Origin of the sequence: Achromobacter veterisilvae, from assembly GCF_900496975.1 — a bacterium.
In the GTDB taxonomy this organism is placed as follows: domain Bacteria; phylum Pseudomonadota; class Gammaproteobacteria; order Burkholderiales; family Burkholderiaceae_B; genus Achromobacter; species Achromobacter veterisilvae.
Genome location: NZ_UFQC01000039.1, coordinates 22,134 through 44,336 on the forward strand (window position 1 = coordinate 22,134; position 22,203 = coordinate 44,336).

Consider the following 22,203-nt stretch of genomic DNA (forward strand, 5'->3'; position numbering starts at 1 on the left):
CGCGCCATGGAAGGCCGCCGCTAAGCGGCGGCCTGCCGCGCCAGGGCCTTGCGGTCCACCTTGCCCACCGCGTTCTCGGGCAGGCGCTCCAGCCACAGCACGTCGCGCGGTACATAAATGCGGCCCAGGCGGGCCAGCACCTCGGCCTGGATAGCCGAGGCGTCCGGCCCATCATCGCCCGCGCGCTGTACGAAAATCACCGGCACTTCGCCCAGGTCCGCGTCCGGCGCGCCCACGACGCAGCACGCCGCCACGCCCGGCAAACCGGTAACGACGCCCTCGACCAGCGCGGGCGAGATGTTCTCGCCTCCCCGGATGATCACGTCCTTGATGCGGCCCGTGATGCTCAGGTAGCCCTGTTCATCGAAACGCCCCAGATCGCCGGTGCGCAATAGCCGCAACGCGCCCTCGTCCGCGCCCTCCACGCCCAGGTAACCCAGCATCAGACTATCGCCCGCGATGCAGATCTCGCCTTCGCCGCCCGGCGCTGCCTCGGTGCCGTCCGGCAAGCGCAGGCTCACGCTCTGCCCCGCCAGCACCGTGCCCACCGAGCCCACGCGCCGCGCGCCGGGCGGATTCATGGTGGACGTGCAGGTGGCCTCCGACAAACCGTAGGACACAACCAGCGGACAGCCCAGGAACGCCTCGATGCGCCGGTGCAGCGCCTCGGTGATCGGGGCCGAGCCGCAACGCGCGAAGCGCAGGCCCGCCAGGCTGTCCGGATCGAATTCCAGTTCCAGCATGCGGGCGTACATGGTGGGCACGCCGGTGACGATGGTGGGCCGGAACGCGCGCAGCAGGCCCGGCATGTCGTCCGCGCGGAAGCGGCCCGCCAGCGCCACGCTGGCCCCCGCCAGCAGCGGCGCGAAAATCTGGTTGTTCAGCGCGTTGGTATGGTGCAGCGGCATCACGTGCAGCAGGCGGTCGTCCGGCGTCAGGCCGGTGTGCGCCAGCACGCCGCGCGCATTGTTGGCCAGGCCGCGGTGGCTCAGGAGCACGCCCTTGGGGTGGCCCGTGCTGCCGGAGGTGAACAGCAGCAGGCCGGGGTCGCCGGGCGCGACGCCGGCCGCGCCGCTCCAGTCCAGCGGGCCTTGCGCGACGCGCCCCGCGTCCAGCCGGCGCGCCGGCGCCAGGCCGCTGGCCTGCGCGGTTCCGGCATTGGGCTCGTCGTACAGCATCCATGCCAGGCCCACCGCCGCCACGCGCCTTGCGGTCTCTTCGACCGACAGCCGCGGCTCCAGGGGGCACGGGCACGCGCCCGCCGCCATCGTTCCCAGGATGGCCAGCACCTGCTCCAGCGACCGCTCCATGGCGATCGCCACATAGCTGCCGGGCGCGACGCCGGCCGCGCGCAAGCCGCCCGCGACCCGCCCGACCCGGCCATGCAGATCCTCATACGTCAGCGCGCCTTCCGCGGTCACGATGGCCGGGCGCGCCGCCCATTGCGGCTGGCTCCAGGCGCGCGCGCACGCCGCCGCCAGGGTGGCATCGGGTATCGTCATGGCGGACTCCTAGCGCAGCGCGACCGCGGCGTCGCGTTCGAACTGCCCGTCGGCATCCAGCTCGCGCAAGGCGCGGGCCTCGGCCGCCGTGGGCGGTTCGGAAGGCGCCGCCCCCGCCGCGTCGAAGTCGAAGCCGGTGCGCTCGCGCACTTCGGACAGGCTGGACTCCGGATGCCACGATTGCAGCGCCAGCCTTCCGTCGCGCTTGACGAATACCGCGATGGGCGTCACCACGCCGTGGAACCCGCCCCAGGACGTCATGAAGTCCAGCTTGGGCACAAAGGTGCGGCGCGAGTGTTCCGTGCGCCAGGTGCAGGCGCGCCTGGCCGTCGGCAGCATCACCGCGCCGCCGCCGCCGCCCGGCAGGCGCACCTTGGGTTCGTGCCAGTCGCCGATGCAGGAATTGTTGGCGCAGCCCTCGCCGTCGATCTGCGCCGCGCCCAGGAAGGTCAGGTCCATGCGGCCGCGGGTGCAGAGGTCGTAGAAATCCTCGTTCGAGAAGATCGACGCGGTGTGTTCCGCCAGCACCGGATCCGAACTGGAAAGCGGAATGTGCGAAGGCCGCGGGTTCACGCCTCCGGCCACGTTGATGTAGACGAAGTCGAAGTCGTAGGCCCGCTTGGCCAGCAGGCAGGCCAGCATCGGCATGGTGGAATTCACGCCGCTGAAGGTGATCTCGTCCGGGCGGATGAAGCGCGCCAGGTTGGTCACGATGTACGAAAAGCCCGACCATTGCTCAGCCATGATGCACCTCTTGCGCTTCGGGCGCGGCGGCCATGTGCGCCTGCAGATCGCCCTGCTTGTCCATGTATGCCTCCACCGCCGGATAGTCGATGGCGTAGTCGGGCCAGCAGGATCCCGGCCACGCGCCCCGCGGCACCACCGCGTACGCCTGCACCATGAAGAACGGGATCAGAGTGGATTCCGGGTTCGCCTCGAACACGGCGCTGTCGACGACTTTCTCGGCCACCACCAGCACGCTGCCCGCGGCGCGCGACATGATGCGGTCCCAGTGCGCGGTGCCCTGCACCCGCACATTGCCCCGCGCGTCCACCTCGGAAGCCTGGATCACGGCGAAGTCGGGCCGGATCGCCGGCACCACCCAGGTCTTCTGGCCGCTGCCATAGGGGTCGTCCAGGCATTTCCAGCCATTGAGTTCGGGCAGCCCGCTGCCGTGCAGGCCGCCGCAAGGCTGGAACGGCACGCCGAAAGCCGCCGCCCGCAAGCCGGCGGTCAGGCTGGCGCAGGCATGCTCCTCCAGTTCGATCTCGCGGCGCTCCACGGCCTTGCGGTACCACGGCGCCAGGCCGAAGTTGCCTTCCATCGCGACGATGCCCGCGCGCACGCGGCGCAGCGCGCCCGCGCGGCACAGAATGTCCACGTCGTAGCCCGGCGACTGCTTGACCAGTTCCAGGTCGCGCCGCCCCTGGCGGATCAGTTCGCGCACGAAGGCGAACGGCCCGCGGTGCAGAAAGCTGCCGCCCAGGGCGATCGACGCCCCGTCCGGCACCAGCGCCGCCAGCTCCACCAGCGAACGCCGCTTGTTCTCTTGGTTGAATCCCGATGCCATGTTGTCTCCTTGCCTGCTTTGTCTTGTAGGGCTAGCGCGCCTGCAGATAGGCCGCCACGCGCGCCTTCAGGCCGGGCTGGGCGGCCGAGCGCACCAGGCGGGCCAGGTCGGTGTCGGGCGCTTCGGCCGACAGCGCCGCGTACAGTTGGACGCGGCTGGCGCACGTCAGGGCGGACGCGGTTTCCAGCGCCTGCCGCTCGATGTCCGGCCATGCTGGCGGCGCCGCGAGCCGGCTGGCGAAGCCGTCTCGCAAGGCCTCTTCCGCGCCGAACGTGGCGGCCTGCTCCAGGATGGCGCGCGCACGCTCGGCGCCCACCAGCGACGCGAAACGCCGCGTGCCCAGCACCAGGCCGAACTTCAGTCCGGGCATGCGGAACGTGGCGTCCGGCGCGCTGACGCGCCACTTGCAGGCGCCGAACAGGTCCACGCCCGCGCCGAAGTTGCGCCCATGCGCCAGCGCCACGGTCAGGCAGGGCGAGCCCGCCAGCCGTTGCAGCAGCATTTCGATGCGCACGAAGCGCAGCAGCAGGTCGCCTTCGCTCTGCGCCTCCCAATCGCCGAAGTCGAAGCCGGCGCTGAAGTTCCTGCCTTCGCCCTTCAGCACGATGAGCCTGGCGCCTTGCGCCTCGGCCTCGTCCAGCGCGGCGATCAGGGCCTCCACCAGGTCGGCCGACAGCGCGTTCATTTTCTCGGACCGCGACAGCGTAAACACGCGGCTGCCGCCTTGTCCGTCGATACGCAGGGCGCCGCTCATGCCGCCGCCCCCTTCTTGCCCGCGCGCAGCGCGCCCAGCACTTCGTCATTGTGCTCGCCCAGCGCGGGCGGGCGGCGGCGCAAGGCCGTGGTCTCGCCGTCGAAGCGCACCGGCAGGCCGAAGGTGCGCGTGCGCACGCCGTTCGGCAGTTCCACGGACTGCACCCAGCCCATGTGCTCCACCTGCGGGTCGGCCAGCACTTCGGAATAAGTGTTGATCGGCGCGCACGGCACGCCGGCGGCGCGGAAGCGCGCCAGCCAGGTCTGCGCGTCCTCGGCCTCGAAGATGGCCTCCAGGATCTCGCGCAGCGCGGTCTGGTTGCGCGCGCGGGCGCTGGTATCGGTAAAGCGGGAATCGGCCAGCAGGTCTTCCCGGCCGACCACGGCGCACACGCCCTTCCACAGCGCCTGGTTGCCCGCAGCCATGCCGAAGTAGCCGCCCTTGCAGCGGAACGCCTGGTACGGCGCGTTGCGCGGATGCGCCGAACCCAGCTTGACCGGATCCCGGCCGCTGCCGAAGAACTCCGAGGTCTGCAAGGCCGCGATGCCCAGCGTCGCGCCCAGCATCGGCACGTCGATGTGCGTGCCCTGCCCGCTGGCCTGCGCCGCCCGCAGGGCCGACGCGATGGCGAAGGCCCCGTACAGCCCCGCCGAAAAGTCCGCTACCGGCACGCCGCACTTCACGGGTTCCCCGCCGGCTTCGCCCGTCACGCTCATCAGCCCGCTCATGGCCTGGATGGTCAGGTCGAAGCCGCCTTCCTGCGAACGCGGCCCCGACTGGCCATAGGCCGAAATCGAACAATAGACGAGCGCGGGATTCACTTCGCGCAACTGGGCGTAGCCCAAGCCCAGGCGTTCCATCACGCCCGGCCGGTTGTTCTCGATCAGCACGTCCGCCGTCGACGCCAGTTCGCGCGCCAGGGCCAGGTCGGCCGGGTCTTTCAAGTTCAGCGTCACCGAACGCTTGTTGCGGTTGAGCGACGCGAAGTTCTCGCTGTAGCCGTCGGAGATGGGCGGCCAGCTTCGCAGTGTGTCGCCGCCTTCGGGGTTCTCGACCTTGATCACGTCGGCGCCCATATCCGCCAGCAACATGCCGCAAAACGGGCCCGCCGCGACGTTGCAAATCTCCAGCACCGTGATGCCGGCCAGTGCCGAATTGGGTGTCATGTCTGACCTCTCGTTATGAAAATTCAATATTTGGGATTCGAAAAATATTATAAGAGCGCGCCGCCCGGAATGGCATCATCCGGCCAGGCTTGGCCGATTTCGCCTTGATTCCGCTTGAATCTTAGTGCAATCCCTAGGTGCATCGCTTAATTGTTGACCAGCATATCACCGTGTAGAATTCTACGTAAACCATTTATTGATACATGAATCCTATATTTTAGGACTTAATAAATGGCCGCAGCGACGACAGGCGGCCGCAGCCGCGGTCCGCGTCCGCGCATGACGGCCCCATCCACCCAAAGGAGAATTCCATGAAAAAGTTATGGCGCATTGCCCTGGCGGGCGCGGTCCTGGCGCTGGCCGCCGGCCCGGCCGCGGCGGACGGCTGGCCCGCGAAACCCGTGCGCATGGTCGTGCCGTTCCCGCCCGGCGGCGCGACCGATGCCGCCGCGCGCATCTATGCGCAACACCTGGGCGACTACCTCGGACAAAGCGTGGTGGTGGAGAACAAGGCCGGCGCGGGCGGAGAGATCGGCGCGGAATTCGTGGCCAAGTCCCCCGCGGACGGCTACACGCTGCTGATGGGCGCCGTGGGCAGCCATGCGATCCACGCCGCCATGCCGGACAAGCCGGGCTATGACTTCGGCACCGCCTTCGTCGGCGTGTCCATGGCCACCAGCATGCCCATGGCCGTCGCGGTCAACAGCGACAAGATCGCCGCCAGGAACGTCCAGGAACTCGTCGCCCTGGCCAAGAGCAAGCCCGGATCCATCACCTACGGCTCGGCCGGACCCGGCACGTCGCAGCACATGGCGGGCGAACTCTTCCAGGTCGCGACCGGCACCCGGCTCATGCACGTGCCCTACCGCGGCAGCGGGCCGGCCATCACCGACCTGTTGGGCGGCCAGATCGACATGGTCATCGAAACGCTGCCGGCGCTGTTGCCGCAGGTGGCCAGCGGCAAGATCCGGCTGCTGGGCGTGACGACCGCCACGCGCGCCACCGCGCTGCCGGACCTGCCCACCCTGATGGAGCAAGGCGTGAAGGACTATTCGGTGGCCACCACCTACGCGCTGCTGGCTCCCGCGGGCACGCCGCCGGCCGTGGTGGACAAGCTGTCGGCCGGAATGCAGAAGGCCGCCGCCATGGCTTCGGTGCAGCAGGCCGCGCTGAAGCTGGGCGCCGACGCCGTGGCCACCACGCCCGCCGACACCAGCCGCGTGCTCAAGCAGGAAGTCGCCCGCTGGGCGGAAGTCGTGCGCCTGTCGGCCGCCAAATGACGGCGCCGCGCGCAACGTCGTCGCCGCCCGCGGCGGACCTGGCCATCGTGGGCGGCGGTTCGGTGGCCGTCAGCTTTCTCTACCAGTTCCTGCTCTGCCTGGATCCCGCCGCCGGCCCGCCGCCCGCCATCGTCCTGTACGAACCGCAGGCCGAACCGGGCCCGGGCGGCGCCTACCAGGACGACCTGTCCAGCAACCTGCTCAACATCCCCGCCGGCAATATGTCGGCGCTGGCGGACCACAGGCTGGACTTCGTGGAGTGGCTGCGCGGACAGGACCCCGCCTGGCTGCGCGCCCAGGGCGCGGAGACGATAGACCCCGCCGATTTCCTGCCCCGCCCGTTGTTCGGGGCCTATATGCGCGCGGTCTACGCGCGGGCCCGGGACCTGGCGCGCACGCTGGGCGTCGCGCTCACGCACGCGCAAAGCCGCGTGCGCCGCGTGGCGCCGCTGCCTGCCGGCGCAGGCGTGCGCGTCGAACCCGAGCAAGGCGCGCCCTGCGTGGCGCGCCTTGCGGTGCTGTGCAACGGCAATCTGCCCTCGCTGGCGTTCCCCGGCCTGCGGGACGCGCCCGGCTATTTCAACAGCCCCTATCCCGTCCACGCGCTGGCCGGCGGCATCGCCGCCGACGCGCCGGTCTGCATCGTCGGCACGAGCCTGAGCGCCGTGGACGCGGTGGCCGCCTTGCAGCAGGCGGCGCATCGCGGCCCTATCCTGTGCGTCTCGCGCAATGGCCGCCTGCCCGCCGTGCGCAGCCCCCACAATCGTCCGCCGGACAGCCTGCGCCAACTGAGCCGCGACGGCGCGCTGCGGCTTGCCGCCAGGCACGGCGGCGGCCTGTCGGTGGACGTGATCGCCGCGGCGCTCAAGGACGAGGTGCTGGCCCTGGGAGGCAGCGTGGACGCGGACGACCTGCTGGGCCTGGCGGGCGATGCGCGGATCGCGCTGGACGAAGAGATCAGGCGGTCCGCGCTGGCGGCCCGGCCGTGGCAGGCCGTGGCGGCGGCGACCAACGCGGCCGTGGACCAGATCTGGCACTTGATGCCCGATGCCGAACGCGGACGCTTCCAATCGCAATGGCGCTCGCTGTGGATGGCGCGGCGCGCCACCTTCCCCATGCGCAATGCGCTCAAGCTCCAGGCGCTGTTCCGCACGGGCCAGTTGCAGGTCGGCGCCGGCTACCTGGACAGCCGGTACGACGCCGCCAACGGGCTGTTCCATACGCGGCTGCGCGGCGCCTCGGGCGCCATCTCCACGCACGCCAGCCGCTACCTGGTCAACGCCACCAGCTTCTCGGTGGATGCGCCGGGCGCGCAAGACCCGCTGGTGGCTTCGCTGCTGCGCGACGGACACGCGCGGGCCGATCCCCATGGCGGCCTGGCGCTGGACTACGGAACGGGCTGCCTGAAGAATGCGCGGGGCGAGGTCCAGCCTGGTATATCGGTATTGGGCAGCCTGGCGGGCGGCACCTACTTCTGGACCACGTCCATGGACGTGAATGCGCGGCTTGCGCGCGACCAGGCGCGCCGCATCGCCGCGGAGATCTCGCGGGCGGGCGTCCGGGAAGGCCCGCCCATGCTGAAAGAAGCCTTGCGCTAGCCCAGAAAGCCCCGGCGATAACCCATCCCCTGCGAAATGGACTGCGCACACGCCGCCACATCCGGCGCCAACTGCTTCATCCTCGCCGCGCTGAGGCGGTCCAGCGGGCCGGATATGCCAACCGCCGCCACCGGCTGGTCCAGGCTGTTGAACAGGGTCACGGCCAGCCCGCCCACCCCTTCGCGCCATTCGCCCCGGTTGACCGCGTAGCCGGCGCGCGCGATCTTGCGCAGCTCGTCTTTCAGCAGCGGCATGGACACGATGGTCGACGGCGTATGGCGCAGCAGCCTGTCGGCATAGCGTTCGACATAGCCTTCGGCCTGGTAGGCCAGCAAGGCCTTGCCGGTGGCGACCGCGTAGGCGGGCGCGCGTCCGCCCACCATCGAATAGGCGCGTATCGGCTGCGGGCTGTCGATCTTGTCGATGTAGACCACGTCGAAACCGTCCAGCACCGATAAGTGCACGGTCTCGCCGGTCTGGTCCGCCAGCGCGCGCATGAAGGGCGCGGCCAGCTTGCGCACGTCCAACTGCGCGAGCTGGCGGGCCGCCAGTTCGAACAGGCGCACGGCGCCGCGATAGCCGCCGCCGTCATCGTCCTTGATCACGTAGCCGGCGTGTATCAGGGTCTGCAGGGTGCGGTGGGTGTTGCTGCGGGTCAGCCCGACCCGGGCCGCCAGCGCGTCGATGGTGCGCGGCGGATTGTCCACGTCGGTCACCGCCTCCAACACCATCAGACCTTTGAGCAGCGTCTTGTCCATGGTTTTTTCCTAATATTTAGGACAGAAACATAGCATGAGACGCCGCGCGCGAACAGGCTTGCTAGGCGATGGCCGCCCGGACGGCCTCCGAACGGTCCCACAGGTTCGGCAGGCTGGCCGAGGAATAGCCCGACACGAACGGCTTGGCCTGCCCGCTGGCGGGGTCGTAGACATGGCGCGACACGGCGCCGATATTGCCGCCGTACATGTGCACGCTGATGGACACGCGGTCCGCGTAGGCATTGGACACGCGGTGGATGTCGCCCTCGGCCGGCGACAGGCGCTCTACGTCGCCCGGCTTCAGCGTGGTCGCAGCCCCCGTGGGCGCGATACGGCCGTCCGGATCGCGGACGTAGCGCTGATTGACCTCGGCGCCCCGCAGCATGCCCACGTAGCCCCACACTTCGTGGTCGTGCACCGGCGTGGCCTGCCCCGGCCCCCAGACGAAGCTCACCAGCGAGAACCGCTCCAGCGGGTCGCAGTGCAGCAGGTACTGCTGGTAATACTGCGGATGCGGCGCGGTACAGGCCTCGGGCAGCCAGTCGTCGTGGCGCACCAGGTCGGCGAACGCGGCCTCGAGCGCCGGGGTCTGCGCAAGCGCCGTCGGCGACGCCAGCCGCGTCGCGGTGGCGATGAAATGGCGCAGCCGGTCCAGGCCGGCGTGAGATTCAGGCATTGCGTTTCTCCAAGGCGTTTGGATATCCCAGATTGAAAAAACAGTATCCACGATTCGGGACGGATGCGCACTCATGGCCCTGCCGCCGGCCGGGCGATCGCGCCGAGCTTTTCTTGACAGGGCCGCCCCTGCGCGTGCAGCGTATCGGACTGTCTCGAAGATAAGAAATGAAAAATCCGCATCACGATATACCCGCCACGCTGGCGAGCGCGCTGCAAGAGGCGCGCCGCGTGGTCGTCTTCACCGGCGCCGGCGTTTCCGCCGAAAGCGGCATCGCCACCTTCCGGGACGCCTTGACGGGCCTGTGGTCCCGTTTCGATGCGCAGGCGCTGGCCACGCCCGAAGCGTTCCGGTCCCACCCCGACATCGTCTGGGGCTGGTACGAATGGCGGCGCGCCCAGGTCCTGCTCGCCGCGCCGAACGCCGCGCACCGCGCCATCGCGGAACTGGAGCGGCGCGTCCCGGAACTCATCGTCGTCACGCAGAACGTGGACGACCTGCACGAACGGGCGGGCAGTACCCACGTCGTGCATCTGCACGGCAGCCTGCACGCGCCGCGCTGCTCGTCCTGCGGCGCGCCGCAGCCGTTTCCGGAAGGCGCGCCGAACGAACCGGAGGAAGGCCGGCGCATCGCGCCGCCCGCATGCGCGCGCTGCGGCGCGCCGGTGAGGCCCGGCGTCGTCTGGTTCGGCGAAAGCCTGCCCGCCGACGCCTGGAACACCGCCATCCGCGCCGCGGAACGATGCGACCTGCTGTTGAGCATCGGCACCTCGGCGCTGGTCTACCCGGCGGCCGAACTGCCGCAGCGCGCGCTGGCCGCGGGCGCGGTCGTGGCGCAGATCAACCCCGCCGCCACGCCGCTGGATGCGCGCGCCCATCACAACCTGCGCGGCGCGGCCGCCGACATCGTGCCCAAGCTGCTGGCCAGCGCGGGATTTGGCGCCGGCGACCGCCCTTCCGATCCGTAGCGCACTGCGATCCAGAGGCCTTGCAGCGTGAAGATTCGTGAGGATTGCAGCCAACGGTGTCGCGTTGAATCCACGCTGCCCGCAAGTCCAGGGGAAACCCCAAATCCCACCGTGCGCACTGCGGGATACAGTGGCGAAATAGGTTTCGGCCGTGGAGATCATCATTCCGTTTTCCTGGAGACTTCCCGACGTGTTCGTGCGTTCGCCAGACGGTGTCCTGCACCGTGTGGTGCGTCACGCCACGACCACCGAAACCATCGCCAAACTCGAGAACATGCCCAGCAATTACCACCTGGATTGCGAATGCATGCTCGATAACGGCGAAACCCTCTGTTGGATCGGCAACGACCAGTATCGCCAAGTGAATGGCGGCGCGATCTTCACCGCCGAATCCGTCGTCACCGCGCCTCGCGGCGAATCCCGCAAAAGCGCCGCAAGAAGCGGCGTGCACGATGCCCGCAGGAAACCTGCGCCGCGCAAGAAGCTTGCCGCGGGCCAAGGGCACGTGCCATTAGCTGTCGTCAATCTGAAAACCGGCAACGACTGGAGCCTGATACGCGCATGGCGCGAGCATCTCAATATCAGCACCGCTGACATGGCTGCCCGGCTAGGCGTCGACCACTCCATCTATGTCGAACTGGAACGGCCGCGCCCACGGCCCCGGCAGGTCATCCTGGACCGCGTCTCCGAAGCCCTGGGCGTCTCTCCCGACCAGCTCGACGATTCATTGTTAGGAGGACATTTTCATTAGGACCCGTTCGTCCTGAAAGGATGGGCAGGCCCTGCCCCGCGCCGGAACATCGAACTTCCCGCCTGGCACTCTTGAAATGTTCAAACGACTTTGGCGCCGCACACATCATTGACCCGCGCATGGAGGTATGAATATGCTCGGCACAGCAAGACGACTTACCGACGTCCTCGCCACCGCCCCGGACGGCACGTTGTACCGCATCGAACGATTCGTCTCGGACCCTGACGCGTATTCCGCGCTGGGCACGTCGCGCTTCGACCCCAAGACCCATTGCGTATGCCGCACCAGCGCGGGCGACAAGGTCGCATGGCTGGGCGGACAGGCCTATCAGTTGCTCAAGAGCGGCACTGCGTTGACGGCGATGGACCGGCGCCGACAATGAATGCCGCGCAGAAAGAAAAAGCGGCTTGATGACAGATCATCAAGCCGCTTTTTTCACATTCCGCCAAAACCGCGGCAATGTTCTCGAATTGGGTTGGTGCGCCCGGCAGGATTCGAACCTACGACCCCCTGGTTCGTAGCCAGGTACTCTATCCAGCTGAGCTACGGGCGCCCCGAAAGAGGCGTGTTTATACCATGGAACAAACGCCGCGCGCAAATCGGGCGGGCGCCTGGCAGGCGCCGGCCATGTTTGACCGCGGTCAAGGAGAACGCTCGCGCAGCGCAGTACGCTGGATGCGTACGCGACGGATCCGCGCCGCGCCGCGATTCACCCCTTTTCCCGACGCGGACCAGACATCAGGCATCCGCCATGGCCAAGAAGTTTCCGCTGCATCCCACGCACCCCGAACGCATCTGCTGGGGCTGCGACCGCTACTGTCCGACCGATTCGCTTGCCTGCGGCAACGGATCGGGCCGCACCATGCATCCCGCGGAACTGCTGGGCGACGACTGGTACACAGTGGGAGACTGGGGCTTCGACGAAGAAGAAGCGCCGCAAGACGCCGCCAAGGAAAAACACCCGGCCACGCAGGCGCACTGAGAAGCCGGCCCGCAAAACAAAAAGGCCTTCGATGCGAGATCAAAGGCCTTTCCATTTTCTTTGCTGTATTGGCCAGGCCCAATGAATGGGACTTGGCGCGCCCGGCAGGATTCGAACCTACGACCCCCTGGTTCGTAGCCAGGTACTCTATCCAGCTGAGCTACGGGCGCTTCGGCAAAGAGGCAAAATTATATCAGAAAATCTTGCCGCTTTTTTATTGCGTTTACTCTTACTGCTCTTGCTTCATTGAACTGGTGCGCCCGGCAGGATTCGAACCTACGACCCCCTGGTTCGTAGCCAGGTACTCTATCCAGCTGAGCTACGGGCGCGTTTCAAAGCAAGCCTTGAATGATAGCCCTAATTCGGGGTCTGCGCAAGTCAGGGGGCCCGGGCACAGGAACGCCAAGCCGGCCCGATGCACGGGAAGGAGTGCGTTCTCACCATTGCGGCACACCCCGGCGCGGCAGTAAAAAGCGTGCGTGGAACCAACCGGGCCTGCCACTTGCTCAAGCGTCGCGTGTAGCCGCTCAAAGACGAGTGGCGCACGGTGCCAAGCAGGGGTCTGTCGACCATCTTTGAAGAGGAGCGCCTCCATGCTCTCGAGTCTTCGCCGCTTGGAAGCCTATCTGGCCGCAATTGCCGCGCTGTTTGCCCTGCAATCGGCCCACGCCCTGGATACGACACCTACCGAATCGGCTGCCGCGACAAGCGCCGCGACCCTTGGACTGGTCTACCTGACCGATGATCTTTCCCGCAAGGATCTCTTCAACGAAATCCTGAAGATTGACGCGGCCGCCGGCTCCGAAGACCCTACCCAGTATTTCAATCTCTACAACGCTTTCCGCTTCCCTGACGACGTCAAAGTGGATGCGGTTCTTAAGACGCCGCGCACAAATTCACTGTTCGGCGTCGACATCAGCCACCACACGCACTCCGCTTTTCCCATTGAACAACTGCGCAAGCGCGAGGTTCACTTCATTTACATGAAGGCCACCCAAGGCGCCAGGTATCTCGACCCCAAGTTCTCAAGCTTCTGGACCCGAACCGGAAACTTGCCGAAAGGCAGCGAAGTCCATCGCGGAGCCTTTCATTTCCTTTCCAGCGGCGACGGCAGAATTGCCCCGGCGGAATGGGGAAAGATCCAAGGCAGGACCTTCGTCAAGGTCATCAAGGCCAACGGCGGCCTGCTGGAAACAGACATGCCCCCCGTCGTAGACTTGGAGTGGGACAAGGAAAATTCGGCGTCGAAGGACCGCTGGACGGATCGCAAGCCCGATGAGATTCTCGAAACACTCATGGCCTTCCTGTCCGTCGTCGAAACAGAGCTGAATCGCAAACCGATGATCTATACGGCTCGCTCATGGTGGAACGAGCGGATCGGCTCTGAAGAGAAATTCAAAGCACTTTCACGATACCCTCTGTGGATAGCCGACTACTCAAAGACATCTCAGGCAAATGAGATTCCCAGGACCATCAACGGTGTCAAATGGGTGCTGTGGCAATACACCGACTCCGCCAAGATGGCGATCGGCTTTAACGATGCTTTCGACGCCAACATTTTCAAGGGCGAGCCCGCCACGTTCTACACCCTTCTCGGCATCAAGGCGTTCGAATGAAACGTCCATCGCCATTGAGGCTGGGGTGCATTGCCGTCTCGCTGACGGCAACCGCTCTCGGGGCTGAACCCGAACCCTATTCCGGCACCTGCGCGAACGGCGCCCCGGCCCACGAGGCCAAATATTGCCCGTATTTCGAGCATTTCAATGCCGCTCCGGGGAAACAACAGTTGGACGTGCGCATCAGAGACGCTCTGCGGGTCTCCGATAGCGCCGCTACGCGTGCCATCGGATTAGTGATCGCAATCGATTCGTATCCGAACATGCCCAATAGCGATCTACCGGCGGCCAAGGTGGATGGCGACCGGCTCGTGCGGTTTCTTGTCGAGACACAGAAATTCGATGAAGTCATCGTGCTGCGAAACAAGGACGCGACCCCCGAGAACATTAACTATTTCCTATACAAGTACCTGCCCAACCGCGCGGCCGACTTCAACAAGATGGCCAGGCTCCTGATCGCCTATTCCGGCCACGGCCGGTACGGCACCCAAGATGGGCAGACCGATGTGCCGGCCGCGTTCGTGCTAAGTCCGGCCAAGGATCCCGGCGGGTCCGAGCACATGTACCGCATGCAGGAATTCGCCTCGGCGGTAGAGGCGCTGGCAACGCGCTACTTCCATGTTCTGACGCTCGTCAATGCATGCTACGGCGGGAACTTCTTCACCAACGGCAAGGCCGGAGGCAATCCGGACACATTTGTAAAACGAGGATCCTATGCGCTTACAGCGGGATCCAGCGACGACTTCGTACTTTCACTGGATCCGAGTCGAGGCAGCCTATTCTTCGATCTGATTATCGAGGGCGTCTCCAACGGCGAGGCCGATCCGCTGTACTGGGAAGCCTACAGTGTCGTCGGCGACGACGGGGAAAAAGTCCAACAGCAAGGCCTCACGCGCACGCTTGCGTTGACGACTTACCTTTCCAGCAGCTACGCCAGGATTACCCGGCTGAAGTCCAAAGCCAACCCTGGATTCAGCCTCAGCGCGCCCTGGATAGGCCCCGCACAAGCGGGGACCGCATTGGGCGGGTTCTTCTTCTTGTCGGACCGCGGCGCGCGGGGCGTCATGACGGCCGCCAACGCCTACGGCGCCCCGGGCTCACCCTCAACGCCGGCCAAATTCGGCACGCCCGAATCGAGCACCGCTGTGGCGGCCGTGCCGACCGAACCCGCTACACCGGCGGGACAGGCCCAAGCCATCGAACGGATGACCTTGCCGCCGGGTCCTGTCAGCAGCATCCCCGGCAGGCCGGACATAAAGATCTTCAAACCGCCCGACATCTACCCCATCAAGGGCTTCGACCTGTCATCGGCCGACGGCCGGATCGACTGGCAGACGTTTTCCCAGGCAAACTCCCCGCGATTCATCTATGCCCGAGCCGCAGGCTGGGCTGGCCCCGACCCGACCTTCAAGGACCGCTGGTCGAATGCCAAAGCGCTGAAGATGGATCGCGGCGCCTACCTGAAGTATGACTTCTGTCTATCGCCCAGCGACCAGATGAAACGCATCGCAGGTATCGTATCCATGGATCCCGACTCCCTGCCGTTTGCGATAGAAATCGTGCACCCCAAAGGCGAGAGCAAGAAACAACTGGATTGCCTGAACGCCATCGGGATGGACAAGGCCAAGACCGACATACTCGACCTGGCGTCCAGGGTTCGCGGCCACTATGAAAAAACGCCGCTACTCTATGGAAATCGCCACAACCTATCGACCTTCCTGGACGACCGCTCCAACGAATTCATGATCTGGCTGGGCAGCTATGGCGCGACCGGAATAAAGCTGAGCGGCCGAAACCCCTGGACCCTCTGGCAGTATTCCGGCACGCTCAATATCAAGGGCGTAGGCACCAAAACCACTGGCGAAGTGTTTTTTGGCACCGAAGCGCAGTACCGTCTTTTCAAAGACGGACAAGACAACGTGGCTCTGAAGGCGGTCGATTGAGCCGCCTGCCGAAGCGCATTGACACCTTGCCAATGCGGGCGCAGCTCAGGATACGGCGCCCGCCGCTTCCAGCCCGGCCAGCAGCGCCCGGGCCTGTTCGACAACATCCGCGTCGTTCGGCCGGAAGTCCAGGCGCAGCGCTTGCGGCAACCGCGCGAAATGCGCATGGCAGCTACGGGCGTAGGCCGGGTCGTAGTGCCGGTCTATCAGTTCGCGAGCCAGTTCGACGCGCAGGCGCTGGTCCACCAGGGCCTGCCAGCCGCCCACCCGCTCGCGGCTGTGCAGGCCGATCATGCGTCGCAACTGCGCCTTGAGGGATTCCGGATCGTCGAACAGCCGCGCGTAGTCCTGCAGCAGGAAGGCGGCGCGGTCCTCGCGCGTGGACCTGACCTCGATGCAGGGGCTCGCGTGCATGGCGGCCAGCAGCGCCGCCGGCAAGGCGACCGCGCCGATCTTGCGGCTCTCGGCCTCGACGAATACCGGCCGCGACGGATCGAACGCGCGCAAGTCCTGCGCCAGTAGCGTATCGAAGCCTTTTTGCGATGGCTGGGGCACGCCGGCCCAGGCCCCGAGCAGCGAGCCGCGGTGCGAGGCCAGGCGCTCCAGGTCCAACGTCTGCGCGCCGGCCTGGGCCAGGGCGTTCAGCAGGCGCGTCTTGCCGCTGCCGGTGGGCCCGGCCAGCACGATGTAGCGCAGGGCCGCGGGCAAGCGGTCCAGCGCCTCCAATGTCGAGCTGCGATAGGTCTTGTAGCCGCCGTCGAGCTGCCGCGCGCGCCAGCCGATCATGTTGAACATGGTCGTCATGGAGCCGGAGCGCATGCCGCCGCGCCAGCAATAGATCAGCGGCCGCCAGCCCTGGCGCCGGTCCGCGAAGGTGGTGTCCAGATGCGCGGCGATATTGCGCGCCACCAGCGCGGCGCCGACCCGCGAGGCCTCGAGCGGCGAGGCCTGCCTGTACAGCGTGCCGACCACGACGCGCTCTTCGTTGCTCAGCACCGGCGCGTTGATCGCGCCGGGGACATGGTCGTCGGCGAATTCGAGCGGCGTGCGCACGTCGATGACTTCATCGAAATCGTCCAGCCGGTCGAGCGTGGCGAGCAGGTGTTTCAAGGGAGCGGCGCGAAGAAGGGAAAGCGGAATTCTCTCATGCGGCCCGGACATGAAAAAGGTCCGCCGTCAATTCTCTCGTGCTGACATGAAGCGGGACGAAAGATCTTATGGGGCAATAGGTTGGGTCAGATTGCGGCCGCTATATGCTCCCGCCGCTTTTCGCGCCAGGTGCGACACAGGCGTTTCGAGGCGGCGGGCAGGATCGCGCGTCGTCAGCCCGACTTGCGAGGCGCGGAAGCTTTGCCTGACTGCTGCGCAAGCTGTTCCCGCCGCTCGATCAGGAAATCCATCAGCGCCCGGATCTTGGCGGGCATCTGCGAGCGCGACGGCACATAGAGGTAGAAGCCTGGAAACGGCCGGCACCAGGGCGCGAGCACACGTACCAGCCTCCCGTCCGCCAGGTGTCGGCGAACGCAAAGATCCAGATACTTGATCAAACCCACACCCTGAACCGCAGCGTTCAGCATGTTTTCGTCGTCGTTGAACACGGCGTTGCCTTTGGGCTCGAACAGCACCGTTCGTCCCTCGGCATCAGGCGATGTGAACGACCAGCGGTCGATCGTGCCGCTGGAGGTGAAGCGGTATGCCAGGCAGTTGTGCCGCATGAGATCGGCCGGCGTCTCGGGCAGTCCATGCCGCTCGAAATACGCGGGCGCCCCCACGATGGCCATCTCGATGGGAGGCGTGACAGGCACCGCCACCATGTGCTCGTCCAGGCTCTCACCCAGGCGTAAGCCGGCATCCATGCCGTCGGCCACGATGTTCGAGAAGCCGTCGTTCATCACCAGTTCCAGCCGCAACTTCGGATAGCGCGCCAGAAACTCACCCATGTGCGGCTCGATCAGCAGCCGCGCGGCTATGCGCGAAGCGTTCATGCGGATCAGGCCCGAGGGCTCGGCGTGCGCTTCGCCCAGCTCCGCGACCGCGCGCTCGATGGCCGTCAGCGCGGGTTGCAGGACATCCAGCAGGCGCTGTCCTTCCTCCGTCAGCGACATGTCCCGCGTCGTGCGATTGAGCAGCCGCACGTTCAGATGCTGCTCCAGCCCTTTCAGGTGCTGGGACAGGGCCGCGCGCGTCACCTCCATCTCCGTGGCGGCCTTAGTGAAGCTGCGATGGCGGGCGATGTGGGCGAACCACGTCAGCGTGGAGACAAGAGAAGGTTCGATGGGCATTTGTTTAGTTTAACTAACCAGTCATGTTTCCAGAAGGCCATTTATCTAATCCAATGCCGCTCCTACGATGAAGTCCTGTCCTCGCAACACCTGCTGACGACCCTTCATTCACCACAGGAGAACGCACATGCCCCACGTCACTTTCAAGAATCTCAACGGCCAAGGCATCACTCTGGCCGCCGTCATCGACTTCCCCGCCGGCTTCGATGAATCCAGGAAGTACCCGGCCGTCGTTGTCTCGCCCCCCGGCGGCGGCGTGAAGGAACAGACCGCAGGCCTGTATGCGAGGAAGCTGGCCGGGCACGGCCTGATCGCCATTGCCTTCGACCGCTCTTACCAGGGCGAGAGCACGGGCGAGCCGCGCCAGTTGGAGAACCCCTATATCAGCACCGAAGACGTAAGCGCCGTGATCGACTACCTGACCACGCTGCCCTACGTGGATCAGGACAAGATCGGTGCCATGGGCATCTGCGCAGGCGCCGGCTACAGCGCCAACGCAGCGATCAACGACCGCCGCATCAAGGCGCTGGGCATGGTGAGCGCGGTGAACATCGGCCAGATGTTCCGCAATGGCTGGGACGGCTCCGTCAAGGACGCGGATGCCCTGCCCTACCTGGAGGCGGGTTCCGCGGCGCGCACGGCCGACGCCAGCAGCAACGACATGGCCACCATACCGCTGGCCCCTCTGAAGGAGGAGGACGCGCCCAACGCCGAACTGCGCGGCGCCTGGGAGTACTACCACACGCCGCGCTGCGAGCATCCCAACGCCCCCGGCTACACGCTGGCACGCAGCCTCACGCAGATCATCACCTACGACGCCTACAACAAGGCCGAAGCCTTCCTGACCCAGCCGATCCTGGCCGTCGCAGGCGGCAATGCGGGCAGCAAGTGGATGAGCGACGACCTGATAGCCCGCGCCTCCAGCAAGGACAAGACTCTGCATGTCGTCGAGGGCGCTGACCACATGGATCTGTACGACGTGCCCAAGTACGTGGACGAGGCCGTCTCGAAGCTGGCTCCGTTCTTCCTGGCCAAGCTGAAGTAAGCCATTCCAAGGCTGTACCACTCTTATTTTCACCCGACACGGAGCCATCCATGAGCAATATCAAGACCGTCACCTACCAGAACCTTGGCTGGGAAACCGCTGCGGATATCTACCTTCCGCCGGGTTTCGACGACAAGAAAAAGTACCCCGCCATCGTCAGCACCCACCCCATCGGCAGTTGCAAGGAGCAAACCGCCGGCAACATCTACGCCAAGGGCTTGGCCGAGCAAGGTTTTGTCGTGCTGGTACATGACGCCAGTTTCCAGGGGGCCAGCGGTGGCATGCCGCGCTTCATCGAGGACCCGGCCATCCGCGTCTCGGACATCCGCTACGCTGTGGATTACCTGCAATCGCTGCCCTATGTGGAGGCCGAACGCATTGGTGCCATCGGCGTATGCGGCGGCGGCGCCTACACCGTGCATGCGGGCATCACCGACCATCGCCTCAAGGCGCTGGTGTCCATCACTGGCGTGAACTACGGCCGCTTGATTCGCGAAGGTTTCGCCCAGTTCAAACCGCTCGAACTCGCCCGGAACATTGCTCAGATGCGTGCGGCCCAGGCCCAGGGTGCCGAGCGCGACGTGGCCGATCTGCTGCCCGAATCCGTAGCTTCTGCTCAGAAGGCCGGCATCACTGACATCGATGTTCTGGAGGCCACCGACTACTACAAGACCGCGCGCGGCCAACAGCCCCATGGCGCCACCAGCCAGTTGATGTCGTTCAGCGGCGCGGCCATGGGCTGGGATGCCTTCTTGAACGCCGAGGTGCTGCTGACCCAACCTCTGATGGTCGTCATCGGAGACAAGCCCGGCGGCTTCGGCGCCTACCGCGACGGCTGGGAGATCTACAGCCGCGCCGCCTCGGCGAACAAGCACATCGTCGTGGCCGAGGGCTGGTCGCACTATGACCTGTACGACAAGCCCGAGCCGGTGGCTATCGCCATGGCCAAGGTGGTGCCGTTCTTCAAGGACCACCTCTAGGCCTTCGGGGCGTGGATTACTGCCGCCTTCCAACCCGCGGGCGCCAAGGCGCCCGCTGTCACATTGGGAAAACAAGCATGAAAAACATCCTTATCCTCGGCGCCGGCGGACAGATCGCGCAATGGGTCGTGAAGACGCTGGCCAATCAGCCGGACAGCGCTGTAACGCTGCTGCTGCGCGCCCCGAAGAGGCTCACGGGCCAGGAGCCCGCGAACGCCAAGGTCGTGATCGGCAACGTGCTGGACAAGAAACTGCTCAAGAGCGCCATGGCTGGGCAGGACATCGTCTATGCCAACCTTATCGGCGAAGACTTGGACAAGCTGGCCCAAGCAGTCATTGCTGCAATGCAGACCGCAGGGGTCAAGCGCTTGGTCTTCGTTCTGTCGTTGGGCATCTACGACGAAGTACCTGGCAAGTTTGGCGAATGGAACAACGCCACCATCGGTGAAGACCTCAAGCCTTATAGACGCGCGGCCGACGCCATCGAAACCTCGGGCCTGGACTACACCATCGTGCGCCCGGCCTGGCTGATGGACGAAGACGAGGTGGATTATGAAACCACGGCCAAGGGTCAACCCTTCAAGGGCACCGTGGTGTCACGCAAGAGCGTGGCCGATCTGATTGCCAAGCTTATTGCGAATCCCGGACTGTATGTGGGCGAGAGCCTAGGCGTGAATAAGCCGGACAGCGACGGCGATAAACCGTACTTCATGTAAAGCGAGGCCGAAGATGCCCAAGTGGTTTGCCCTCTCTGGCTCTGGCGCAGCCCAGTGCTGGAACCATCCTGAAATGAAAAAACCCGCAATCGCTTTCACGATTGCGGGTTCTTTATCCCCGATGCCGGCCGGAGCCAACTCGGAGAAAATCTGGCGGAGATGGTGGGATTCGAACCCACGATGCAGTTTTTAGCCACATACTCCCTTAGCAGGGGAGCCCCTTCAGCCTCTCGGGCACATCTCCGAAGAGAACGAGATTCTAGCACGACTTTTTTCGCTCTTGCCCGCCCGGCGGGCCCTCATCGCAAAAAAATCGTGCCGAATCCCTGATCAGGCCTTCTCGGCGGGCGCCTGGTCCAGGCCGAAGGCCTTGTGCAGCGCGCGCACGCCCAGTTCCATGTACTTGTCGTCGATGATCACCGAGGTCTTGATTTCGCTGGTGCTGATCATCTGGATGTTGATGCCTTCCTGCGACAGCGTCTGGAACATCAGGCTGGCCACGCCCACGTGCGAGCGCATGCCGATGCCGACGATGGAGACCTTGGCGACCTTCTCGTCGGTGGACAATTCACGCGCGCCCACGGCGGGGATGACTTCGCGCTTGAGCAGGTCCACGGCGCGCGCGAACTCGTTGCGGTTCACGGTGAACGAGAAGTCCGTCGTGCCGGCCACGGACTGGTTCTGCACGATCATGTCGACGTCGATATTGGCGGCGGCGACCGGACCCAGGATGGAGAAGGCGATACCGGGCTTGTCCGGAACGGCCAACAGGGTGATTTTGGCTTCGTCGCGGCTGAAGGCGATGCCGGAGACAACGGCGGCTTCCATTTTTTCGTCTTCCTCAAAAGTAATCAGCGTGCCCGAGACCATTTCTTCTTCGAGCGGGATAAGCGGGTCGGTCAGCGAGGACAGGACCCGGACCGGCACACGGTATTTTCCGGCGAATTCGACCGAGCGGATCTGCAGGACCTTGGAGCCCAGCGACGCCATTTCCAGCATTTCCTCGAAGGAAACGACGGCCATGCGGCGCGCTTCGGGCACCACGCGCGGATCGGTCGTGTAGACGCCGTCCACGTCGGTGTAGATCAGGCATTCGTCGGCCTTGATGGCGGCCGCCACGGCCACGGCCGAGGTATCGGAACCGCCGCGGCCCAGCGTGGTGATGTGGCCCTCGGGATCGATGCCCTGGAAGCCCGTGACGATGACCACGCGGCCGGCGTCCAGGTCGCCGCGGATGCGGGCGTCTTCGATGGAGCTGATGCGGGCTTTCGTGAAGGACGAATCCGTGCGCACGGGCACTTGCCAACCGGCATAGCTGCGCGCCGGCACGCCTTCGGCCTGCAGGGCAATGGCCAACAGCCCGCTGCTGGCCTGTTCGCCGGTGGCGGCGATCATGTCGAGCTCGCGGGCGTCGGGCTGCGGCGAAATCTCGCGCGCCAGGCCCAGCAGGCGATTGGTTTCGCCCGCCATCGCCGACGGGACAACGACAACCTGGTGGCCGGCGGCGTGCCACTTCGCGACGCGGCGCGCCACGTTCTTGATGCGCTCGACCGAGCCCATCGAAGTACCGCCATATTTGTGAACGATCAGGGACATCTCGTACTCTGGCTGGGAAC

21 protein-coding genes and 4 tRNA genes are annotated in these 22,203 nt (G+C 65.7%); 11 read left to right on the forward strand and 14 right to left on the reverse strand.

Annotation, left to right across the window (positions count from 1 at the left end; genetic code table 11):
- Positions 1-20: 20 nt before the first annotated feature.
- From AVE30378_RS26335 to AVE30378_RS26355, 5 genes are read right to left on the reverse strand one after another with little or no spacing between them, the layout of a single operon-like run.
- Positions 21-1,502 carry a class I adenylate-forming enzyme family protein gene (locus tag AVE30378_RS26335; protein WP_129245173.1) on the reverse strand — a complete coding sequence of 494 codons (1,482 nt, stop codon included), beginning with the start codon at positions 1,500-1,502 and terminating at the stop codon, positions 21-23.
- A gap of 9 nt (positions 1,503-1,511) precedes the next feature.
- Positions 1,512-2,246, reverse strand: coding sequence for a CoA-transferase subunit beta (locus AVE30378_RS26340; RefSeq protein WP_129245175.1), 735 nt, complete (start codon positions 2,244-2,246; stop codon positions 1,512-1,514).
- Positions 2,239-3,072 (reverse strand): CoA transferase subunit A, encoded by an 834-nt coding sequence (locus AVE30378_RS26345; RefSeq protein WP_129245176.1) that lies wholly within the window; start codon positions 3,070-3,072, stop codon positions 2,239-2,241. The genes AVE30378_RS26340 and AVE30378_RS26345 overlap by 8 nt, the downstream gene beginning before the upstream one ends.
- Before the next feature lie 31 nt (positions 3,073-3,103).
- A complete protein-coding gene (locus AVE30378_RS26350) occupies positions 3,104-3,826 on the reverse strand; it encodes an enoyl-CoA hydratase/isomerase family protein (RefSeq protein WP_129245179.1) in 723 nt (240 codons plus the stop codon).
- Positions 3,823-4,992, reverse strand: coding sequence for a CaiB/BaiF CoA transferase family protein (locus AVE30378_RS26355; RefSeq protein ID WP_129245180.1), 1,170 nt, complete (start codon positions 4,990-4,992; stop codon positions 3,823-3,825). The genes AVE30378_RS26350 and AVE30378_RS26355 overlap by 4 nt, the downstream gene beginning before the upstream one ends.
- A gap of 311 nt (positions 4,993-5,303) precedes the next feature.
- Between AVE30378_RS26355 and AVE30378_RS26360 the strand changes: the two genes are divergently transcribed.
- Complete coding sequence (locus tag AVE30378_RS26360) at positions 5,304-6,272, forward strand: tripartite tricarboxylate transporter substrate binding protein (protein ID WP_129245182.1); 969 nt, start codon at positions 5,304-5,306, stop codon at positions 6,270-6,272.
- Positions 6,269-7,870: an FAD/NAD(P)-binding protein gene (locus AVE30378_RS26365; protein WP_244235150.1), complete on the forward strand. Its 1,602-nt coding sequence runs from the start codon at positions 6,269-6,271 to the stop codon at positions 7,868-7,870. Before AVE30378_RS26360 ends, AVE30378_RS26365 begins: the two co-directional genes overlap by 4 nt.
- Here the strand turns inward: AVE30378_RS26365 and AVE30378_RS26370 are convergent.
- Both AVE30378_RS26370 and AVE30378_RS26375 read right to left on the reverse strand, forming a co-directional pair.
- On the reverse strand, positions 7,867-8,628 hold the full coding sequence (locus tag AVE30378_RS26370) for an IclR family transcriptional regulator (RefSeq protein ID WP_129245185.1): 762 nt from the start codon (positions 8,626-8,628) through the stop codon (positions 7,867-7,869). The two genes, AVE30378_RS26365 and AVE30378_RS26370, sit on opposite strands and share 4 nt — an antisense overlap.
- 61 nt (positions 8,629-8,689) lie before the next feature.
- Positions 8,690-9,304 (reverse strand): cysteine dioxygenase family protein, encoded by a 615-nt coding sequence (locus AVE30378_RS26375; RefSeq protein WP_129245187.1) that lies wholly within the window; start codon positions 9,302-9,304, stop codon positions 8,690-8,692.
- A 167-nt stretch (positions 9,305-9,471) separates the two neighbouring features.
- On the opposite strand from AVE30378_RS26375, the gene AVE30378_RS26380 reads away from it, so the two are divergent.
- The 3 genes from AVE30378_RS26380 to AVE30378_RS26390 all read left to right on the forward strand — a co-directional run bounded on the left by AVE30378_RS26380 (position 9,472) and on the right by AVE30378_RS26390 (position 11,405).
- A complete protein-coding gene (locus tag AVE30378_RS26380; RefSeq protein ID WP_129245191.1) occupies positions 9,472-10,272 on the forward strand; it encodes an SIR2 family NAD-dependent protein deacylase in 801 nt (266 codons plus the stop codon).
- Between the two features lie 151 nt (positions 10,273-10,423).
- The gene (locus AVE30378_RS26385) at positions 10,424-11,023 is read left to right on the forward strand and encodes a helix-turn-helix domain-containing protein (protein WP_129245194.1); all 600 of its coding nucleotides are present in this window, start codon (positions 10,424-10,426) and stop codon (positions 11,021-11,023) included.
- Between the two features lie 133 nt (positions 11,024-11,156).
- Complete coding sequence (locus AVE30378_RS26390; RefSeq protein WP_129245196.1) at positions 11,157-11,405, forward strand: hypothetical protein; 249 nt, start codon at positions 11,157-11,159, stop codon at positions 11,403-11,405.
- Between the two features lie 94 nt (positions 11,406-11,499).
- Here AVE30378_RS26390 and AVE30378_RS26395 read toward each other — a convergent pair.
- Positions 11,500-11,576, reverse strand: a tRNA-Arg gene (locus AVE30378_RS26395).
- A gap of 198 nt (positions 11,577-11,774) precedes the next feature.
- Here AVE30378_RS26395 and AVE30378_RS26400 point away from each other — a divergent pair.
- Positions 11,775-12,005 carry a DUF3079 domain-containing protein gene (locus AVE30378_RS26400; protein ID WP_129245198.1) on the forward strand — a complete coding sequence of 77 codons (231 nt, stop codon included), beginning with the start codon at positions 11,775-11,777 and terminating at the stop codon, positions 12,003-12,005.
- A gap of 93 nt (positions 12,006-12,098) precedes the next feature.
- On the opposite strand, the gene AVE30378_RS26405 is transcribed toward AVE30378_RS26400, so the two are convergent.
- Positions 12,099-12,175: transfer RNA gene (locus AVE30378_RS26405), tRNA-Arg, on the reverse strand.
- A gap of 82 nt (positions 12,176-12,257) precedes the next feature.
- Positions 12,258-12,334, reverse strand: a tRNA-Arg gene (locus AVE30378_RS26410).
- A 264-nt stretch (positions 12,335-12,598) separates the two neighbouring features.
- On the opposite strand from AVE30378_RS26410, the gene AVE30378_RS26415 reads away from it, so the two are divergent.
- Together AVE30378_RS26415 and AVE30378_RS26420 are read left to right on the forward strand one after the other, a co-directional pair.
- On the forward strand, positions 12,599-13,621 hold the full coding sequence (locus AVE30378_RS26415; RefSeq protein WP_129245200.1) for a GH25 family lysozyme: 1,023 nt from the start codon (positions 12,599-12,601) through the stop codon (positions 13,619-13,621).
- Positions 13,618-15,564: a GH25 family lysozyme gene (locus AVE30378_RS26420; RefSeq protein WP_129245201.1), complete on the forward strand. Its 1,947-nt coding sequence runs from the start codon at positions 13,618-13,620 to the stop codon at positions 15,562-15,564. The genes AVE30378_RS26415 and AVE30378_RS26420 overlap by 4 nt, the downstream gene beginning before the upstream one ends.
- 45 nt (positions 15,565-15,609) lie before the next feature.
- Here the strand turns inward: AVE30378_RS26420 and mnmH are convergent, their stop codons facing one another.
- Together mnmH and AVE30378_RS26430 are read right to left on the reverse strand one after the other, a co-directional pair.
- Positions 15,610-16,674, reverse strand: a complete 1,065-nt coding sequence (gene mnmH / locus AVE30378_RS26425) for a tRNA 2-selenouridine(34) synthase MnmH (RefSeq protein WP_129245203.1) — start codon at positions 16,672-16,674, stop codon at positions 15,610-15,612.
- 212 nt (positions 16,675-16,886) lie between these two features.
- On the reverse strand, positions 16,887-17,846 hold the full coding sequence (locus AVE30378_RS26430) for a LysR family transcriptional regulator (protein WP_129245205.1): 960 nt from the start codon (positions 17,844-17,846) through the stop codon (positions 16,887-16,889).
- Positions 17,847-17,973: 127 nt separating this feature from the next.
- Here AVE30378_RS26430 and AVE30378_RS26435 point away from each other — a divergent pair, with 127 nt between their 5' ends.
- The 3 genes from AVE30378_RS26435 (at position 17,974) to AVE30378_RS26445 (ending at position 20,587) form a co-directional block, all read left to right on the forward strand.
- The gene (locus tag AVE30378_RS26435; RefSeq protein WP_129245207.1) at positions 17,974-18,891 is read left to right on the forward strand and encodes an alpha/beta hydrolase; all 918 of its coding nucleotides are present in this window, start codon (positions 17,974-17,976) and stop codon (positions 18,889-18,891) included.
- 50 nt (positions 18,892-18,941) lie between these two features.
- A complete protein-coding gene (locus AVE30378_RS26440) occupies positions 18,942-19,871 on the forward strand; it encodes an alpha/beta hydrolase (protein ID WP_129245208.1) in 930 nt (309 codons plus the stop codon).
- A gap of 77 nt (positions 19,872-19,948) precedes the next feature.
- The gene (locus tag AVE30378_RS26445) at positions 19,949-20,587 is read left to right on the forward strand and encodes an SDR family oxidoreductase (RefSeq protein WP_129245210.1); all 639 of its coding nucleotides are present in this window, start codon (positions 19,949-19,951) and stop codon (positions 20,585-20,587) included.
- Positions 20,588-20,738: 151 nt separating this feature from the next.
- Here the strand turns inward: AVE30378_RS26445 and AVE30378_RS26450 are convergent.
- Together AVE30378_RS26450 and AVE30378_RS26455 are read right to left on the reverse strand one after the other, a co-directional pair.
- Positions 20,739-20,831: transfer RNA gene (locus AVE30378_RS26450), tRNA-Ser, on the reverse strand.
- An 86-nt stretch (positions 20,832-20,917) separates the two neighbouring features.
- Positions 20,918-22,183 (reverse strand): aspartate kinase, encoded by a 1,266-nt coding sequence (locus tag AVE30378_RS26455; RefSeq protein ID WP_129245212.1) that lies wholly within the window; start codon positions 22,181-22,183, stop codon positions 20,918-20,920.
- Positions 22,184-22,203 lie beyond the last annotated feature (20 nt).